Genomic DNA, 15,324 nt, shown 5'->3' on the forward strand with positions numbered 1-15,324 from the left:
CCGTCCCCGAACGAATTCGCATGTACGACCGGATCAAGGGCTTTCGTGACTTCTACCCCGGCGAAATGTCCGCCAGGCGGGCGACTATCGACGTACTGGAGGAGACCGCCCGCGAGTACGGCTTCCGCGAGATCGGAACGCCGGCACTCGAGCGCGCCGAGCTATGGACCGACAAGAGCGGCGACGAGATCGTCGACGAACTCTACTCCTTCGAGGATCAGGGCGGCCGCCACGTCGCGATGACGCCCGAACTGACGCCGACCGTCGCCCGGATGGTCGTCGCCAAGCAACAGGAGCTGTCGAAACCGATCAAGTGGGTCTCGACGCGGCCGTTCTGGCGCTACGAACAGGTCCAGCAGGGCCGCCAGCGCGAATTTTATCAGACCAACGTCGACATCTTCGGCTCCTCGGCCCCGGAAGCCGACGCCGAGATCCTCGCGTGGGCCGCCGACGCCCTCACTGGCCTCGGACTCACCGGCGACCACTTCGAGTTTCGGATCTCCCACCGGGACATCCTCGGTGGCGTCCTCGAGAGCTACGGCGCCGACGTCGACACCGAGGCGGCGATCCGCGCGGTCGACAAGTCCGGCAAGATTTCGGCCGTCGAGTACCACGACCTCCTGATCGACGCCGGCCTCTCGGCCGATCAGGCCGCCGAGTTCGACGACCTCATCGCGGACGGCGACCTCGAGGCTGTCGACACGTTCGCCGACACCGAGCGCGTGACCGCGGCCGTCGAGAACCTCCAGAACGTGCTTGCGGCCGCCGAGGACTTCGGCGCGCGCGAGTACTGCACCGTCTCGCTCGAGACGGCCCGCGGACTGGACTACTACACCGGCGTCGTCTTCGAGTGCTTCGACTCCGCCGGCGAGGTCTCCCGGTCGATCTTCGGTGGCGGCCGTTACGACGATCTCATCGAGGGCTTCGGCGGCCAGCCGACGCCCGCGGTCGGCGTCGCCCCCGGTCACGCGACGCTGCCGCTCCTGTTACAGCGCGCGGGCGTCTGGCCCGAGGAAGAAGTCACAACGGACTACTACGTCCTGCAGATCGGTGATACCCGGAGCGAAGCGGCGCGTATTTCACGCGAGTTACGCGACCGGGGCCACGTCGTCGAAACCGACGTCGCGGGCCGCTCCTTCGGCGCGCAGTTGAACTACGCCGACTCGATCAACGCCGAAACCGTCGTCATCGTCGGCGAACAGGACCTCGCGAACGACGAGGTGACGATCAAGGACATGGAATCGGGCGATCAGACGCAGGTTCCGGTCGAGGAGTTCCCGGGCGACCTCGAGCGACCGACGTTCGCGGACTTCGCGTAAGGTCTGTACTTCCACGTTCCTATATAAGATCCCCCTATTGAGTGGGTGATTCGATCCCGTTCCTACCGAATAAGAACGATAGACGGTATTAACGCTTCTAAGAGGCAATATTCAGCCGTACGGTGACCACCAATGTCTACTAACGAAGCTACCATTCAATGGTTCGGTAAGCGGGAAGAGTTCGAGTACGCCGATTCGGTCGCTGGCTACGTGCTAGTGGGTATTCGACTGATCGTCGGATACTGGTTCCTCCACGCCGGGTGGGGGAAGTTTGGATTCGTCGCCGGTGAACCGTTCGACGCGGCGGGCTACCTCCAACACGCGGAGTCGCCCATCGTCGGCCTGTTCGAGATCGTCGTCGGGACGCCCTGGCTGCTCGAGTTCACCAACGTGATGATCCCCCTCGGCGAGTTCCTCATCGGACTGGGACTCATCGTGGGAGCGCTCGTGCGCCTGGCCGCCTTCTTCGGCGGCGTCCTCATGGTGTTGTTCTACCTGGGCAACGCCGACTGGGCGAACGGCTACGTCAACGGGGACCTGCTGGGGCTCCTGATGTTCGTGCTCATCGGCGCCTTCGCCGCGGGCCGCATCCTCGGCGTCGACGCGTACCTCGAGGAAACCGAGTTCGTGAAACGGCGGCCGTGGCTACGCTACCTGCTCGGCTGATACCGTGGGGTGCGTCGCTCGGCTACTGTTCTTTCTTCTGTGACGGTTCGAGACTCCGGTCGGCCGTTCCGCTCGATGGCTCGCCCCGCTCCTCGGCGTCGCGTCGCTCGACCGAGTGACCCGTCTCGACGAAGTGATCGATCATCGCGCGGCTGAGCTCGCCCGGATCGTCCCCGTCGACTCGGTGCTGCCACCCACACTCACCACAGTACGCACTAGGCACGCGTGGACCGTCGAACGGGTGGATAATGAACGGTCGGGTTCACACCGCGGCGTCTTATTCGATACCGAGGCTGTGTTGCGTCCAGACGCAAGTCTCACTATTAACTACGGCGAGGATGTACCTCGTCCGATGGCCGACGCTGACGCCGATACCCGCCCGAACGTCCTGCTCGTGCTCACCGACCAGGAGCGATACGACGCCAGCGCACCCGAGGGCCCCCCGATCGAAACGCCGACGATCGATCGGCTCTCGAGCGAGGGCGTCCGCTTCGAGCGGGCGTTCACACCGATCAGCATCTGCTCGAGCGCTCGCGCGTCGTTACTGACCGGTCAGTTCCCCCACGGGCACGGGATGCTGAACAACTGCCACGAGCCGGACGCGATTCGGGCGAACCTGCCCGCGGACCTGCCGACATTTTCCGAGGAACTCGCGGCGGCCGGCTACGACCTCACCTACACGGGGAAGTGGCACGCTGGCCGCGACCAGACCCCCGCCGATTTCGGCTTCTCGTATCTCGGGGGCAGCGACGAACACCACGACGACATCGACGAGGCGTACCGCGAGTACCGCGAGGAGCGAGGTGTGCCGGTCGGTGAGGCCGGCCTCGAGGAGGAGATCTACACCGGCGAGGAGCCGCGCGACGGCAGCGAGGGGACGTTCGTCGCCGCGAAAACGTCCGTCGACGTCGAAGGTACGCGAGCCTATTTTCTCGCCGAACGGACGATCGACGCGATCGAATCGCACGCGGACGGCGACCGAGACGGTCCGTTCTTCCACCGGGCGGACTTCTACGGCCCCCACCACCCCTACGTCGTCCCGGAGCCCTACGCCTCGATGTACGATCCCGACGAGATCGAGCCCCCCGAGAGCTACGCCGAGACCTACGACGGGAAGCCACAGGTCCACGAGAACTACCTCGCCTACCGCGGCGTGACCGGCTTCGACTGGGATCTCTGGGCCGAAGCCCTCGCGAAGTACTGGGGGTTCATCACGCTGATCGACCACCAGTTCGAGCGGGTCCTCGAGGCGCTCGAGAACCGAGGGCTGGCCGAGGAGACGGTCGTGGTCCACGCCTCGGACCACGGCGATTTCGCCGGGAGCCACCGCCAGTTCAACAAGGGGCCGCTGATGTACGACGACACCTACCGCATCCCGCTGCAGGTGCGCTGGCCGGGCGTGGCCGACGGTGGCTCGAGGTGCGAGGTCCCAGTCCACCTGCATGATCTCGCGGCGACGTTCCTCGAGATCGCGGACGTGCCGGTCCCCGACGGCTTCGATTCGCGAAGCCTGGTCCCCCTGCTCGAGAACCGAGGCGATCTGCCCGAGGGGCACGACTGGCGGGACTCCACATTCGCCCAGTACCACGGCGACGAGTTCGGCCTCTACAGCCAGCGGATGGTCCGCACCGACCGGTACAAGTACGTCTACAACGGCCCCGATATCGATGAGCTGTACGACCTCGAGGCGGATCCGGCGGAGCTCCGAAACCTGATCGACCACCCCGAATACGTGGCCGCCCGCCGAGAGATGCGGGACCGACTGGTCGACTGGATGGAGGAGACGGACGATCCGAATCGTGTGTGGGTAACGGACATGCTCGAGAACGCATCGTAGAACCGACCGTTCATCCACTCTGCGGTGGCGCGCGCTGTGTCGCGGTTCGCTGTTGGCGAACCGCGGAGCAAAGCCGTGCGAGGGACGAGCGAGCGGTGCGAGGCCGAACAGAGTGAGGCCTCGAAAGCGAACGGTGACCGACGGGAGCCGTGAGCAGCGAGTGAGTCGGCTGGGGAGGGCGTGGCTTCCCTAGATGCCACGTATGCAGGGCACCATGGTCGCCCTGGTCGCCCACAAACGTCTCCGTCGTCATTCCAAGACACGAAACGGAAGCGTACGTTTACGGTTCCGAAGCCGATAGCTTCCGCTATGATCGCCGACAGCGACGAGACGGGGGGTATCCGATGACGGGAACGCGAGACGACTCGAGCGAGTCACCGGCCAAACTCCGCGAGCGGGCCGCGAGAGACGAGGAGATCGCCGACGCCCTCGAGGACCTCCTCGCGGAACTGCGCGACGAGGACATCAAGGGCTCGCGCCTCGAGGGCCTGTTCGACGAGGTGAGCTCGAGCGATCCGAACATCTGGAACATCGTGAGCGCGTTCATCGACGTCGAGGACGGCGAGGCGGTGATCGCGGACGAATCGAAGCTGGCACAGGGGAGCTGGGCACCGGAGATCATCGAGGGCTGTGACACGATGATCACGCTCGAGATCGAGTACGGGATGATGCCCGACGAGTTCGCCTACACCGCCGGCAAGAAGCTGACCCAGCGGATCGAGGAATTCCGCGAGCAGGCGGCGGAGGCTCGAGAGCGAGCCAACGAACTCGATGACGCCGGCGACGAGTGATATCGATCGCAGCGTACTGCTCGCGTACGGTGTTCGAACGACGAAGATTACGCCCACCGATACCGTCACTCTGTCGCGACTGTCTCTCGCGACCTGCGAAAGAATGACATTCGACTAGCGCCAACCCTCGAGTGACGGTTCCCGGGAATCGTCGACGTGCCGGGCCAGCGGGGGCAGGCCTGTCACGTCTTTTCGCGTCCCGTCCGGGTTCGGACGACGACTCTCTCCGTGAGGGTCCCTCGTTCGCCGTGAAATCGGCTCTCACTCGACGACGAGTTGCTCTCGTTCGAACCGATCGCCGGGAGCGTTGGCTCCGTCCCCGCCGGTCCGCCACCGCCACGACCCCACCTCGAGGGGCTCCAGCGAGACGATCAGATACGTGCGATCGGGCCACGTCGCCCGCGCGGCGTCGGTCGCGCTCGGTCGCGGCGGGCCGCGGGGATGTGAGTGGTAGAAACCGACGATTTCCTCGCCGCGGTCCTCGAGGCACTCGAAGATCCGAAGCTGCCGTTCGGGATCGATCTCGTAGCGCCTCCGCGGCGCTTCGGCGACGTTTTCGGCCGGATACTGCGACAGCACGCGGCTCCGTCCGTCGGGTTCGTACTCGCCGCCGAGGACCCCACAGATCTCCTCGGGTTTCCCCTCACGGGCGCGCTCGAGGATCGCCTCGCGGGCGGTGGTCGGGAGGACGATCACGGGCTCGAGTCGATTTCGGCTCGAGAGTCGGGAGCGGCGGGTTCGTCCCCTGTCTCGAGGCCCTCGAATTCCTCGAGGTCGTCGAACGGGACCGCGATATCCGCAGCCGGCCCGTCGAACAGCTCCGGCTGGATAATCGGCGCGAGCGCCTCGAGCGTGTCCACCAGACGCGGTCCGGGCCGATTGAGATAGTGATCACCGTCCATCGCCCAGACGCGCCCCTCCTGGACCGCCGTCAGCTCGCTCCACCCCTCGCGTTCGGTGAGATCCGTTCGATTCCGCGCGATCTGCTCGAGGTCGAAGCCACAGGGCGCGACGATCACGGCGTCGGGATCGTACGCGCGGATATCGTCCCACTCTCGCGGCCTCGAGCGCTCGCCGATGTCGGCCAGCCCGTACTCGCCGCCGGCCCAGTCGACGAGTTCGGCGGTCCAATGTCCCGCGATCATCGCGGGATCGGTCCAGTCGAAGACCGCCACACGCGGACGGTCAGTGGCGTCGATATCCCTGGTTCGGCTCTGGACTATCTCTATACGCGACTCAAGATCGGCGCGGACGTCACCAGCGCGCTCCTCGCGACCGATCGCGCGACCGATTCGCTCGAGGTCGTCCAGTACGTCGCCGACGCTGTGGGGATCGGTCGGGACGATTTCCGGCTCGGCCGAAATCCGGTCGACGGCGTCTTCGATGACCGCCACGTCGACCGCACAGACGTCGCACATCCCCTGCGTGACGATCACGTCCGGCTCGAGGCCGTCGAGCGTCTCGACGTCGACGTCGTAGACGCCGTCCTCGGTGTCGGCGGTCTCGAGGACCTGTCGATCGATCTCGCCGCTCGAGCCCGAGGTATCGATCCGCGAGCGGGTGACGGCAGGCGCGGCCGCGGCGGTCGGCGGATAGTCGCACTCGTGGGAGACGCCGACTGGCTCGCAGCCGAGCGTGGCCACCATCTCGGTCGCCGAGGGGAGCGTCGTGACGATTCGCATGCCTGCTCGTAGGGTGCGGGCGACTAAAAACGGCGGCCTCGGACTCGACTGGACCAGCAGCGTCTAGTTACGGGCTGACGAGGCGAATATCACGGGGCTTGACCCCGGGAAGGTCGGAAGGCGAGGTCCGAGATGCGGAGCGGGGAGCCGGCTCGGACTGTCTCTGGAGGATTTCGGCGGTCGTGAGACGTGGCCGACCTGTTATGATACGGGTGATTGCGTGGGTTTACACAGCTCGAACGAGAATTGGACGTACTCAATGGGACAGACAGTATCCGAGGAGTCCCCGAACAGGCAGCACCGTCCTGTGACCGAGGTCGAATTCGATATTCGGAGCGGCGCGTATCCGTTTATCAGGGCTTCCGAGACGGAAGCGTGTACGTTCGAACTCGCAGAGATGGTCCCCCGAAATGACGGCCGATATTCGGAATTCTTCAATGTAACGGACGCGGCTCCGGCTCGGATTTCGTCCCTCGCTGCGACTCGCGACACCGTCGATGTGACCCTTCTCCGAGAATACGAAGACGGTGCCCTCTTCGAATTTTGCGTTTCCGGGAACTGTCCGGCGTTCGCGCTCGCCGAGCTCGGCGCGCTTCCCCGAGAGATAGAGAGCGTCAACGGCAACGGTCGGATCACCGCCGAAATTCCGCCGCAGTACGATCCGTCGGCGGTTATCGACGGATTCCTCGAGGAGGTTCCCGATGCGGAACTGACGGCTAAACGGACGAAAGACACCGTTCGACCGCTCTTCACTCCGTCGGCGTTCAGCCAGGTCCTCTCTACGACCCTCACGGATCGGCAATCGGAAGTGCTCCGAGCGGCCTTCGAAGCGGGCTACTACGAATGGCCGCGCGAATGTACGGGAGCGGACGTCGCCGCTGCTCTCGATATCGCCTCGGCGACTTTCTCCGAGCACATCCACGCCGCCGAGCGCAAACTCCTCACCGCCCTCTTCGACGGTCGCTGAGCGATCTGAAGGGGTATTCGGGGTGTAGCCGGTCTCCGGTAGCGGTTCGACAGCGTTACGGACGGACGTGATCCGGCGGTGAAACGATCGTTTCACCGTTCGCGCTTACCGTCACGTCACAGCCTTCGAATCGAAACGTTATCCGGACATCCGTGCGAGACTGCCCTACTTTCGGTTCTAGGAGTCCATCGAGTGCCTCCGGGTCGATCGAATCGTAGAGCGGTTGCAGATGGAGCGGGTCTGACCCGATCGCAGTCGCGACCGTTTCGATCACGCTCTGAGACGGTGCTCTCTCACCTCCCCAGTCATGAGAGGCGTAGTATATCCCAGCAACCGGATCGTAATCGAGCGTGCTCTCTGGAGATGGGGAATTATGCTGTATCATTGATATGGTCGGCTATCGGGGCACCGTCCACTCGATGAAGCGCTCCAGCGGGCTTAGCATCACTCCCTACAGCTCGAGGGTGTACGCGTTCCCGGTTCTTTCGGGGGTGTGATCGCCGCGTCTTCGCGTTGCGAACGGGGTCGGGTCCCGCTATCGCGATCGGGACGAGGCGTCCGCGAGCGCTCGCTCGAGCTCTTGGACCCCCTCTTTCTCCACTCGATCGGGGCTCGCGAGGACGCGAACCGGCTGCTGTCCGAGGGAGACGAAGCCGAGATCCAGCCGGTCGGCGGTCTCACGCAGACCGAGCCCGGCGTCGGCGTCGCCCGCGATGACTTTGCGGGCGGGACTCTCGTGGGCGCGCAACCCGATGTCGTAGCCGCTGATCGCGTCAGTCAGGTCGCGGCGGGTCGTCCCTCGATCGGTCGAGATCTCGTCTACGGCAGCGTCGAGACTCGAGCGCAACCCCGAGTCCGTCGTCCGATTGACGAAGCGCAGATCGCGATCGATCAAGTTCTCCAGCCCCTCGATCTCGTCGGGGTTGCCGGGCCGAACGACCAGCCCCCACTCGCGATCCCAGCGGCCGAGTTCGGCAGCTTTCGTCTCTCGCTCGAGCGGCCCCGCGGCCACGGCCACGTCGGGGACGCGCTCGCGGAGCCGCCGGAGACCGGGCCGGGTGCCGACCGAGAGGTAGCGCGGGTTTTCGAGGCCGTCGAGCAGCCGAGCGACCGTCGGATCGCCCTCGCCGACGCCGAACAGCGTCGGCGGCCGGACGTCCGGCGAAAAGAGGGTTACTGTGACGGATTCGCCCGCCTCGAGGTAATCGGTCTCGGGGCCGACTTCAACGACCCCGTCGGCGTCGGCGAGACTGGTCGTCGCGCCGCTGCCCTTGTCGACGGGGTAGACGAGCGTCTCGCCTGCGCTGTCCGTAACCAACCCGACGGGCATGAGCCGATGGCGGCCTTCCTCGTACCGCTCTTGCCGGGCGAGCCGGCCCGAAACCGTCGCGGATGCGGGCTCCGGTACGCCGGCAGCCTGACGGATCGCCGGTGCGACGAACGTTCGAAAGACCATCATCGCGGAGACGGGATAGCCCGGTAGACCCACGTATGCGGAGTCTTCCAACCGGCCGATCAGCATCGGCTTCCCCGGCTTGACGCTGACGCCGTGGAGCAGCAATTCGCCCTGTTCCTCGATGACCCGGTAGATGACGTCGACCGCGCTGGCGCTGGTCGACCCCGACGAGAGCACGAGGTCGCACTCCTCGGCCGCGCTCCGCAGGATCTCCTCCATCTCCTCCTGTTCGTCGCCGGCGTGGGGGTAGAGGACCGCCTCGCCGCCCGCGTCTTCGACCCCCGCGGCGATCGTGTAGCTGTTGACGTCGTAGATCTCCCCGCGCTCACTGTGCAATTTCTCGCCCGGTCGCACCAGTTCGTCGCCGGTCGAAACGATGCCGACGCGCGGCTTCGCCCGGACCGGCACCTCATCGATGCCCAGCGCCGACAGCAAGCCGATGTCTCGAGGCGTAATCACGGTCCCGGGACCGAGCGCGCGTTCACCCGCGGCGATGTCCGCCCCCGCGAACATGACGTTGTCGCCGGGTGCGACCGCGGTGCGGATCAGCACCTCGTCGCCGTCTGCGTCCGTATCAGTTCGCTCCACCGGAACCATCGCGTCGGCTCCGTCGGGCATCACCGCGCCGGTCGAGATCTCCGCCGCCTGTCCCGCCTCGAGTCCCACGTCGGGTTTCGCGCCGGCGTGGATCTCGCCGACGAGCTCGAGGCGAGCGGGATCGGCCTCGTCCGCGCCGAACGTGTCCCGCGCCCGGAGGGCGTAGCCGTCGAGGCTCGCCCGGTCGAACCCCGGCACGTCGAGTTCGGCGTCGAGTCGTGCGACGAGCACCCGACCGCGAGCGTCCTCGAGCGAGACGCGCTCGATGCCGCCCTCGAGCGAGAGCGAGTCGATCGCCTCGCGGGCCTCGTCGGGGGAGGCGAGATCGCGAAACTCCTTGCGGTTCATAGGGGCTCTTCGCGTGCCGAGGGTAAAAACGTCGGTCGAACGAGCCTGCGATCTCACCGGGCAATGCGTTCACCAGTTCGATGGTCCCGCCTGCTCGGTGACCACTCCGACAACAGTGGCTTCCATCACGTCGTTCGGTATTCGTTACTCAGTACCGAACGATCGTGACGAAACAACCGATATGTGGCAATTGACACTCTCTAACAGGCCGATTTTTAATTATAAATGTCGGAATCTGAAGTGTTTTAGCGCCGGATCACTGACCGTCGCCCGTGTCTTTCCGATGGAGCGCCGTCCCGAACCCCTTCCGGTGGTTCCTGCTGGCGGTCGGCTACCTGCTCGCACGGCTCGGGGTCATCGATCCCCGACGCGTCGAGCGGACGACCGACCTCGCCTGGCCGCGGATCGTCACGGGGATCGCCCGAATGTCGAAGTCCGCGGCGGACATCGCGATGGTCGGAATCGCTCTCGGACCGGCGGCGATCGCGGGCGTCGGACTCGCGACTCCCTACTGGGCGATCGCCTTTGCGATCGGTGGCGGGATCGCCGGTGCGACGATCGGCCTGGTCTCCCAGCGCTACAGCGGGGGGACGGCGAAAGGCGTCACGCTGGCGGTCACGACGAGCGGCGTCATCGTCCTCACATTGTTGCTTCCGCTCGCCGCGCTGTACGGAACGGTTCCCGAGCGATTGATCGCGCTCGTCGGTAACGACCCCGCGTCGATCGCCTACGGTGCGGACTACCTCCGGGTCGTCGCGATCGGGATCCCGTTCGCGGGGCTAAATCTCATCGGCAGTCGGGCGCTCGTCGGTGCCGACGACGCGTGGACGCCGATGATGCTCCGAGCGGGCGGTGCGGTGGTCAACGTGACCATTAATGCGGTATTGATCTTCGGCCTCGAGCTGGGCGTCGTCGGCGCGGCCATCGGGACCGTCGTCGCGAACGTGCTCGTCCTGGCCGCGTTCGTCACCGGGTTCACCGTCGGTCGGCTCCCGCTGATCGGTGAGTTCCCCATTACTATCGACGTGGCGTGGCCGCGCCCGACGATCGGCGAACTCCGGACCGTCCTAGATATCGGAACGCCGCTCGTCTTCACGAACATCGCCCGGCGAGCGGCGCAGTTTCCGATGCTCGCGATCGTCGCCCTCTTCGGACCGAACGTGCTCGCCGCCTACGTCGTCGCTCGCCGTGTCCGGGATCTGATGGATACGCCCGGCTGGGGCTTCTCGCTCGCCTCGAGCAGTCTCGTCGGACAGGAACTGGGCACCGGCGACGAACGGGACGCCGACACGTACGGCCGCGAGGTCCTCTGGTTCGGGACCGGCGTCTACCTCGTCAGCGGGGCCATCGTCCTCGTCTTCGCCGAACAGGTCGGTCGCATCTTCGTCGCCGACCCGTCGATCCTGCCGCTCGTGACCGCGTTCATCGCGGTCGCCTGCGTCAGCGTCGTTTTCCGCGGCGTGAGCAGCGGTGCGACCGGGCCGCTCCGCGCCAGCGGCGACACCCGCTGGCCGTTCTACGGCCAGGTGCTCGGTCTCTACGGCGCTGCACTCCCCGTCGCCTTCCTCGGTGCAGTCTCGGTTCCGCTCCCGTTCCTCGAGGCCGTCACGCCGCTGGGGATCGGGGCGCTCTACGCCGCGTTGATCCTCGAGACGTTCGTTCCCGCCGTCGTCACGTACTACCGGTTTTCGACCGGCCAGTGGAAGGCCATCAGTCGATCGTATCGTCCCGGGTCGTCGCCCGGGGATTAGCCCTCGACACGGACGTGGTCGGGTTCGCATCGCCCGGAACCCCAGCACAGCCCCTGCTACCGCGCTCGGATCGCGAGGGGAACGGTTACAAACCCGCCGCTGGATGGTTGTGGTATGTCACGACTTGCCCAATCGGATCGCGAGCGCATCGCAGCCCTCTTCGATCGTCACCTCGAGGTCGGGCTCCACCACGGGGCGCAGCTAGCGGTCTACGTCGACGGCGAGCCGGTGATCGACCTCGCTGGCGGCGTCGAAGCGCCGGACGGCCCGGAAGAGACCCGCGAGACGCGCCACGTCCTCTTCTCGAGTACGAAGCCCTATGCAGCGGTGACGCTGCACTCGCTGGTCGAGGAGGGCGAACTGGATTACGACGACCGGGTGGTCGACCACTGGCCCGAGTTCGCCGACGAGGGGACCGAGAAGGCCGGGATCACCGTCCGGCAGGTGCTCAGCCACACCGCCGGACTGAACCGCGGCGAGATCGACGACCGGCCCGACCTCTGGGGCGATTGGGACGCCGTGGTGGAGCAGCTCGAGGCGATGGAGCCCAACTTCACGCCGGGCGAACAGCCGGCCTACCACGCGCTGACCTTCGGCTGGCTCGTCGGCGAACTCGTCCGGCGGGTGTCCGGAACGCCGATCGAGACGGCCGCTCGAGAGCGCGTCTTCGATCCGTTGGGACTGGACGACACCGGCATCGGCCTCCGCGAGGACGAAGAGGACGACGTGGCGACGCTCGTCGGGTTCGAGGAGTTCGACCGCTGTCGCGACCCCGGCGAGGGGTTGGGCGATCACACACAGGTCGCGGCCCCGTTCAATTCGGAGGAGGTCCACCGCGCCGTGATCCCCGCCGCCAACGGTATCGGGACCGCCGGCGACATGGCCCGATTCTACGCCTGTCTCGCGAACGGCGGCGAACTCGAGGGGACGCAACTCCTCGAACCCGAGACCGTCGAGCGGATGGCGGAGGTCCAGGCCGAGACGGACGCGGACGGGACGATCGGCCGGGAGGGACGGTTCGCGCTGGGCTTCTGGAAGGGCGGCACGACGGTCGCGCCGTACGGCTCGCTCTCGCCCGAGCACGTCTTCGGCCACGCGGGGCTGGGTAGCAGCGTCGGCTGGGCCGACCCCGAGGAGAACGTCGGCTTCTCCTACGTGACCAACGGGGTCCGCGACGGCTCCTACGAACACGTCGCCCGCGTGAACGCGCTGGCTGACGCGGTTCGGGAGGCGCTCCGGTGAGCTGCCGACGGCCCGTCCGTCGCCGAACCGTTCCGGCCGAACAGTGATAGGTCGCCTCGCCCAAGCCCGCCCATGGCGGAGCTCGGCCTGGTGAATTTCGGGATCGATTTCGGGTCGACCGCACTGCGGTTCATCCGGCTGTACGGGCCGCTCGCCCTGTTGATCTTCGTCTTCCTCGAGACGTCGATGCTCTTCCCGTTCTTTCCGAGCGAGGTCGTCGTCCCGGCCGCAGCCGCGTTGCTAATCAGCGGCCCCGTCTCGTTTCTGGTCTTCGTCGCGGCGGCGACCGTCGGCGGGACCGTCGGCGCGTTCGTCCCCTATTACGCGTTTCGCGGCCCCGGATCGCGCGGCCTCGGCAGGTTTCGGGACCGGATTAACGTCTCCGAGGAGACGATCGACCGCGGCCGGCGGTGGTTCCGCCGCTGGGGAACGTGGTCGGTCCTCTGGGGCCGGTTCCTGCCGGCGCTTCGCTCCGTCGTCTCCATCCCCGCGGGGCTCGCCGGCATGTCGCGGGTCCGGTTCGGCGTCTACACGGCGGTCGGCACAATCCTGTTCTACGCGTCCGTCGGCGCAGTGGTCTACTACGGTCGGCGGGAGTCGCTGTTCGCGGCCGCCTGGGACGTCGCCGTCGATCGGCCGGTCCTCACCGGAGTGGTCGCGGCCGCCGCGCTCGCGGTCGGCCTGTGGGTCGTCCTGCGTTCGCGGCAGCGTGACGGAACAAAGTAGGACTCAGGCGTTCGGTTCCCAGTCCTGCACGCTGACCGTCTCGCCGGCCGGAATCCCCTCGCGGTCGTCGTCGACGACGACCCAGCCGTCGGCCAGCGCGACGCTCGAGAGGACGCCCGAGCCGCTGGCCCGCGTCGGGATCGCCTCGTATCGAGGCTCGTCGGGACCGAGGCCGTCCGCGTCGCGATCCTCGAGTTTCACTCGCGCGAACGTCCGCGTTCCCGGTTCGCTGGGGATCTTGCGCTCGAGACGGGCTCGCCTCGTGGGATGTGACGCCGGCTCCGTGCCCTCGAGCCAGCGCAGGGTCGGCCGGAGGAACTGGACGGCGTTGACGATGCAGGCGACGGGGTAGCCCGGCAGCGCGAGTACAGGGGTGTCCTGAACGACTCCGAGACAGACGGGGTGACCGGGTTTGAGCCCGACGCCGTGGACCAGCACCTCGCCGAGATCGTCGATCACTTCCGGGAGGAGGTCGCGCTCGCCGACCGAGGAGCCGCCGGTCGTGACGATCGCGTCCTTCGTCAGATCCCGCTGAATCGCCACGCGCAGCGACTCGGGATCGTCGGTGACTACGTCGCGGTAGGTGGCTCGAGCGCCCCAGCGCTGGGCCAGTCGCGAGACGGTGAGCCCGTTGGTTTCGACGACTTCGCCGGGGTCCGGGTCACCCGCGACGAGTTCCTCGCCGGTCGGCACGACGCCGACCGTGGGTTGCTGGGCCACCGCGACGCGACCGTAACCCGCCGATCGCAGGAGCCCCAGATCCGACGGTCGGAGCCGGTGGCCGGCGTCGTACAGGTGCTGGCCCTCCTCGATGTCCTCTCCCACGGGCGCGACGTTTTCGCCCTCCGCGACCGCGTCTTCGACCTCGAGTTCGCCGGCAGACTCGAGTTCGGTCACCCGTTCGATCATGACGACGGCGTTGGCTCCCTCCGGGAGCGCGCTGCCGGTGTGGACCCGGGCGGCCGTTCCGGGCTCGATCCGGTCGGCGGTAGCGTGCTCGTCGTCGGAACTCACAGCGGGTTCGGTGATTCGTAGCACTTCGGGCGACCGATCGCTGGCCCCGAACGTGTCCGCGGCCCGAACCGCGTAGCCGTCCATCGCCGCCCGCCGGTAGTGTGGCACGTCTCGAGCCGAGGCGACGGGCGCGGCGAGGACGCGGCCGTCCGCGCGGTCGACGTCGACGGTCTCGGTCCCACAGGGCACGTCCGAATCGATGTCCCCGCTCCCCTCGAGCGCCTCCTGTAGAATCCGACGCGCCTCGTCGACCGGCGTCCGCACCTTGAACCCGGCCTCCGTGCGCTCGCGGTCGGCACCTTCCATACGGTGACTCGAGTCGCCGGAGGCCAAAAGCGTGGGGGAACCCGCGGCTCGAGCGTGCAAATCGAGGGTCGGCCTGCAGTGGCGCGCGCTGTATCGCGGTGAGCGGACAGCGAACCGCGGTTCGAACTCGTGCGAGGGATGAGCGAGCGACGAACGTCGCGAGCGAATCGGCTGGGGAGGGCGTGGCTCCCCCGTGTTGCTACGATAGCAGGATACCGCCCTTTCCAGACGATCACTCCGTCCATTCCGTATGTATGGAGCGATCAGCCCAGAGAGGGGACGTGAGAGTGTGCTGCTATCGTGGCAACAGAGAATTTCCTCATCCACCCCAGCCGATTCGCTCACTTCGTCTGCTCACGGGCGCGCAGCGCCCGTTCGCATGGTATGCGGGACCTCTGGTCCCGCACTATTCGCTCATCCACTGTCAGAGCACGCTCTGACAAGCCTTCGCTAGCGCTCAGACGACCGACAGCGCACGCCACTGCACGTCGGTTGGTGAGGTCGGAGTGACACAGAACTCTTCTTCTCCGGATACAACTCATCAATGAAATCGTCATAGATCGTCCACAAGGTATCGACGTCTCGCCGCGACCGCGGGGTTTTTCGTATCGGCGTTCGAACC

Annotated in this window: 14 protein-coding genes; 8 read left to right on the forward strand and 6 right to left on the reverse strand. The window is 66.5% G+C overall.

All coding sequences use genetic code 11. From position 1 onward, the window contains the following. The first annotated feature begins 20 nt into the window (after window positions 1-20). Both hisS and CP556_RS09850 read left to right on the forward strand, forming a co-directional pair. Entirely contained in the window at window positions 21-1,319 is a 1,299-nt protein-coding gene (hisS, locus tag CP556_RS09845) for a histidine--tRNA ligase (protein WP_098725454.1), read from the forward strand. Between the two features lie 132 nt (window positions 1,320-1,451). Next, window positions 1,452-1,985 (forward strand): DoxX family protein, encoded by a 534-nt coding sequence (locus CP556_RS09850; RefSeq protein ID WP_098725455.1) that lies wholly within the window; start codon window positions 1,452-1,454, stop codon window positions 1,983-1,985. Between the two features lie 22 nt (window positions 1,986-2,007). Here CP556_RS09850 and CP556_RS09855 read toward each other — a convergent pair whose 3' ends face one another. Then, window positions 2,008-2,208, reverse strand: coding sequence for a hypothetical protein (locus CP556_RS09855; RefSeq protein ID WP_098725456.1), 201 nt, complete (start codon window positions 2,206-2,208; stop codon window positions 2,008-2,010). Window positions 2,209-2,337: 129 nt separating this feature from the next. On the opposite strand from CP556_RS09855, the gene CP556_RS09860 reads away from it, so the two are divergent. Beyond that, entirely contained in the window at window positions 2,338-3,822 is a 1,485-nt protein-coding gene (locus CP556_RS09860; RefSeq protein WP_098725457.1) for a sulfatase family protein, read from the forward strand. Window positions 3,823-4,166: 344 nt separating this feature from the next. Next, window positions 4,167-4,613, forward strand: a complete 447-nt coding sequence (locus tag CP556_RS09865; protein WP_098725458.1) for a hypothetical protein — start codon at window positions 4,167-4,169, stop codon at window positions 4,611-4,613. A gap of 261 nt (window positions 4,614-4,874) precedes the next feature. On the opposite strand, the gene CP556_RS09870 is transcribed toward CP556_RS09865, so the two are convergent. Together CP556_RS09870 and CP556_RS09875 are read right to left on the reverse strand one after the other, a co-directional pair. After that, entirely contained in the window at window positions 4,875-5,309 is a 435-nt protein-coding gene (locus tag CP556_RS09870) for a desampylase (RefSeq protein WP_098725459.1), read from the reverse strand. Next, window positions 5,306-6,295, reverse strand: coding sequence for an ABC transporter substrate-binding protein (locus tag CP556_RS09875; RefSeq protein WP_098725460.1), 990 nt, complete (start codon window positions 6,293-6,295; stop codon window positions 5,306-5,308). The genes CP556_RS09870 and CP556_RS09875 overlap by 4 nt, the downstream gene beginning before the upstream one ends. Before the next feature lie 259 nt (window positions 6,296-6,554). Here CP556_RS09875 and CP556_RS09880 point away from each other — a divergent pair, with 259 nt between their 5' ends. After that, entirely contained in the window at window positions 6,555-7,262 is a 708-nt protein-coding gene (locus CP556_RS09880; RefSeq protein WP_098725461.1) for a helix-turn-helix domain-containing protein, read from the forward strand. 55 nt (window positions 7,263-7,317) lie between these two features. Here the strand turns inward: CP556_RS09880 and CP556_RS27230 are convergent, their stop codons facing one another. Then, window positions 7,318-7,647 (reverse strand): HalOD1 output domain-containing protein, encoded by a 330-nt coding sequence (locus CP556_RS27230; protein ID WP_394340733.1) that lies wholly within the window; start codon window positions 7,645-7,647, stop codon window positions 7,318-7,320. 150 nt (window positions 7,648-7,797) lie between these two features. Further along, a complete protein-coding gene (locus tag CP556_RS09890; protein ID WP_098725463.1) occupies window positions 7,798-9,663 on the reverse strand; it encodes a molybdopterin biosynthesis protein in 1,866 nt (621 codons plus the stop codon). A gap of 272 nt (window positions 9,664-9,935) precedes the next feature. On the opposite strand from CP556_RS09890, the gene CP556_RS09895 reads away from it, so the two are divergent. From CP556_RS09895 to CP556_RS09905, 3 genes are all read left to right on the forward strand, one after another. After that, window positions 9,936-11,414 carry an MATE family efflux transporter gene (locus tag CP556_RS09895; RefSeq protein ID WP_098725464.1) on the forward strand — a complete coding sequence of 493 codons (1,479 nt, stop codon included), beginning with the start codon at window positions 9,936-9,938 and terminating at the stop codon, window positions 11,412-11,414. 114 nt (window positions 11,415-11,528) lie between these two features. Next, complete coding sequence (locus CP556_RS09900; RefSeq protein WP_098725465.1) at window positions 11,529-12,656, forward strand: serine hydrolase domain-containing protein; 1,128 nt, start codon at window positions 11,529-11,531, stop codon at window positions 12,654-12,656. Between the two features lie 72 nt (window positions 12,657-12,728). Then, the gene (locus CP556_RS09905) at window positions 12,729-13,382 is read left to right on the forward strand and encodes a DedA family protein (protein ID WP_098725466.1); all 654 of its coding nucleotides are present in this window, start codon (window positions 12,729-12,731) and stop codon (window positions 13,380-13,382) included. Between the two features lie 3 nt (window positions 13,383-13,385). On the opposite strand, the gene CP556_RS09910 is transcribed toward CP556_RS09905, so the two are convergent. Next, the gene (locus tag CP556_RS09910) at window positions 13,386-14,702 is read right to left on the reverse strand and encodes a molybdopterin molybdotransferase MoeA (protein ID WP_098725467.1); all 1,317 of its coding nucleotides are present in this window, start codon (window positions 14,700-14,702) and stop codon (window positions 13,386-13,388) included. Window positions 14,703-15,324 lie beyond the last annotated feature (622 nt).

The sequence above is a fragment of the Natrinema sp. CBA1119 genome (genome assembly GCF_002572525.1).
GTDB lineage: Archaea > Halobacteriota > Halobacteria > Halobacteriales > Natrialbaceae > Natrinema.

Bases quoted from the DNA above. Each gene is read 5' to 3' on its own strand.
- hisS (WP_098725454.1), top strand. From the start codon at position 21: ATGTACGACCGGATCAAGGGCTTTCGTGACTTCTACCCCGGCGAAATG.
- CP556_RS09865 (WP_098725458.1), top strand. From the start codon at position 4,167: ATGACGGGAACGCGAGACGACTCGAGCGAGTCACCGGCCAAACTCCGC.
- CP556_RS09890 (WP_098725463.1), bottom strand. From the start codon at position 9,663: ATGAACCGCAAGGAGTTTCGCGATCTCGCCTCCCCCGACGAGGCCCGC.
- CP556_RS09860 (WP_098725457.1), top strand. From the start codon at position 2,338: ATGGCCGACGCTGACGCCGATACCCGCCCGAACGTCCTGCTCGTGCTC.
- CP556_RS09850 (WP_098725455.1), top strand. From the start codon at position 1,452: ATGTCTACTAACGAAGCTACCATTCAATGGTTCGGTAAGCGGGAAGAG.
- CP556_RS27230 (WP_394340733.1), bottom strand. From the start codon at position 7,647: ATGATACAGCATAATTCCCCATCTCCAGAGAGCACGCTCGATTACGAT.
- CP556_RS09910 (WP_098725467.1), bottom strand. From the start codon at position 14,702: ATGGAAGGTGCCGACCGCGAGCGCACGGAGGCCGGGTTCAAGGTGCGG.
- CP556_RS09875 (WP_098725460.1), bottom strand. From the start codon at position 6,295: ATGCGAATCGTCACGACGCTCCCCTCGGCGACCGAGATGGTGGCCACG.
- CP556_RS09880 (WP_098725461.1), top strand. From the start codon at position 6,555: ATGGGACAGACAGTATCCGAGGAGTCCCCGAACAGGCAGCACCGTCCT.
- CP556_RS09905 (WP_098725466.1), top strand. From the start codon at position 12,729: ATGGCGGAGCTCGGCCTGGTGAATTTCGGGATCGATTTCGGGTCGACC.
- CP556_RS09900 (WP_098725465.1), top strand. From the start codon at position 11,529: ATGTCACGACTTGCCCAATCGGATCGCGAGCGCATCGCAGCCCTCTTC.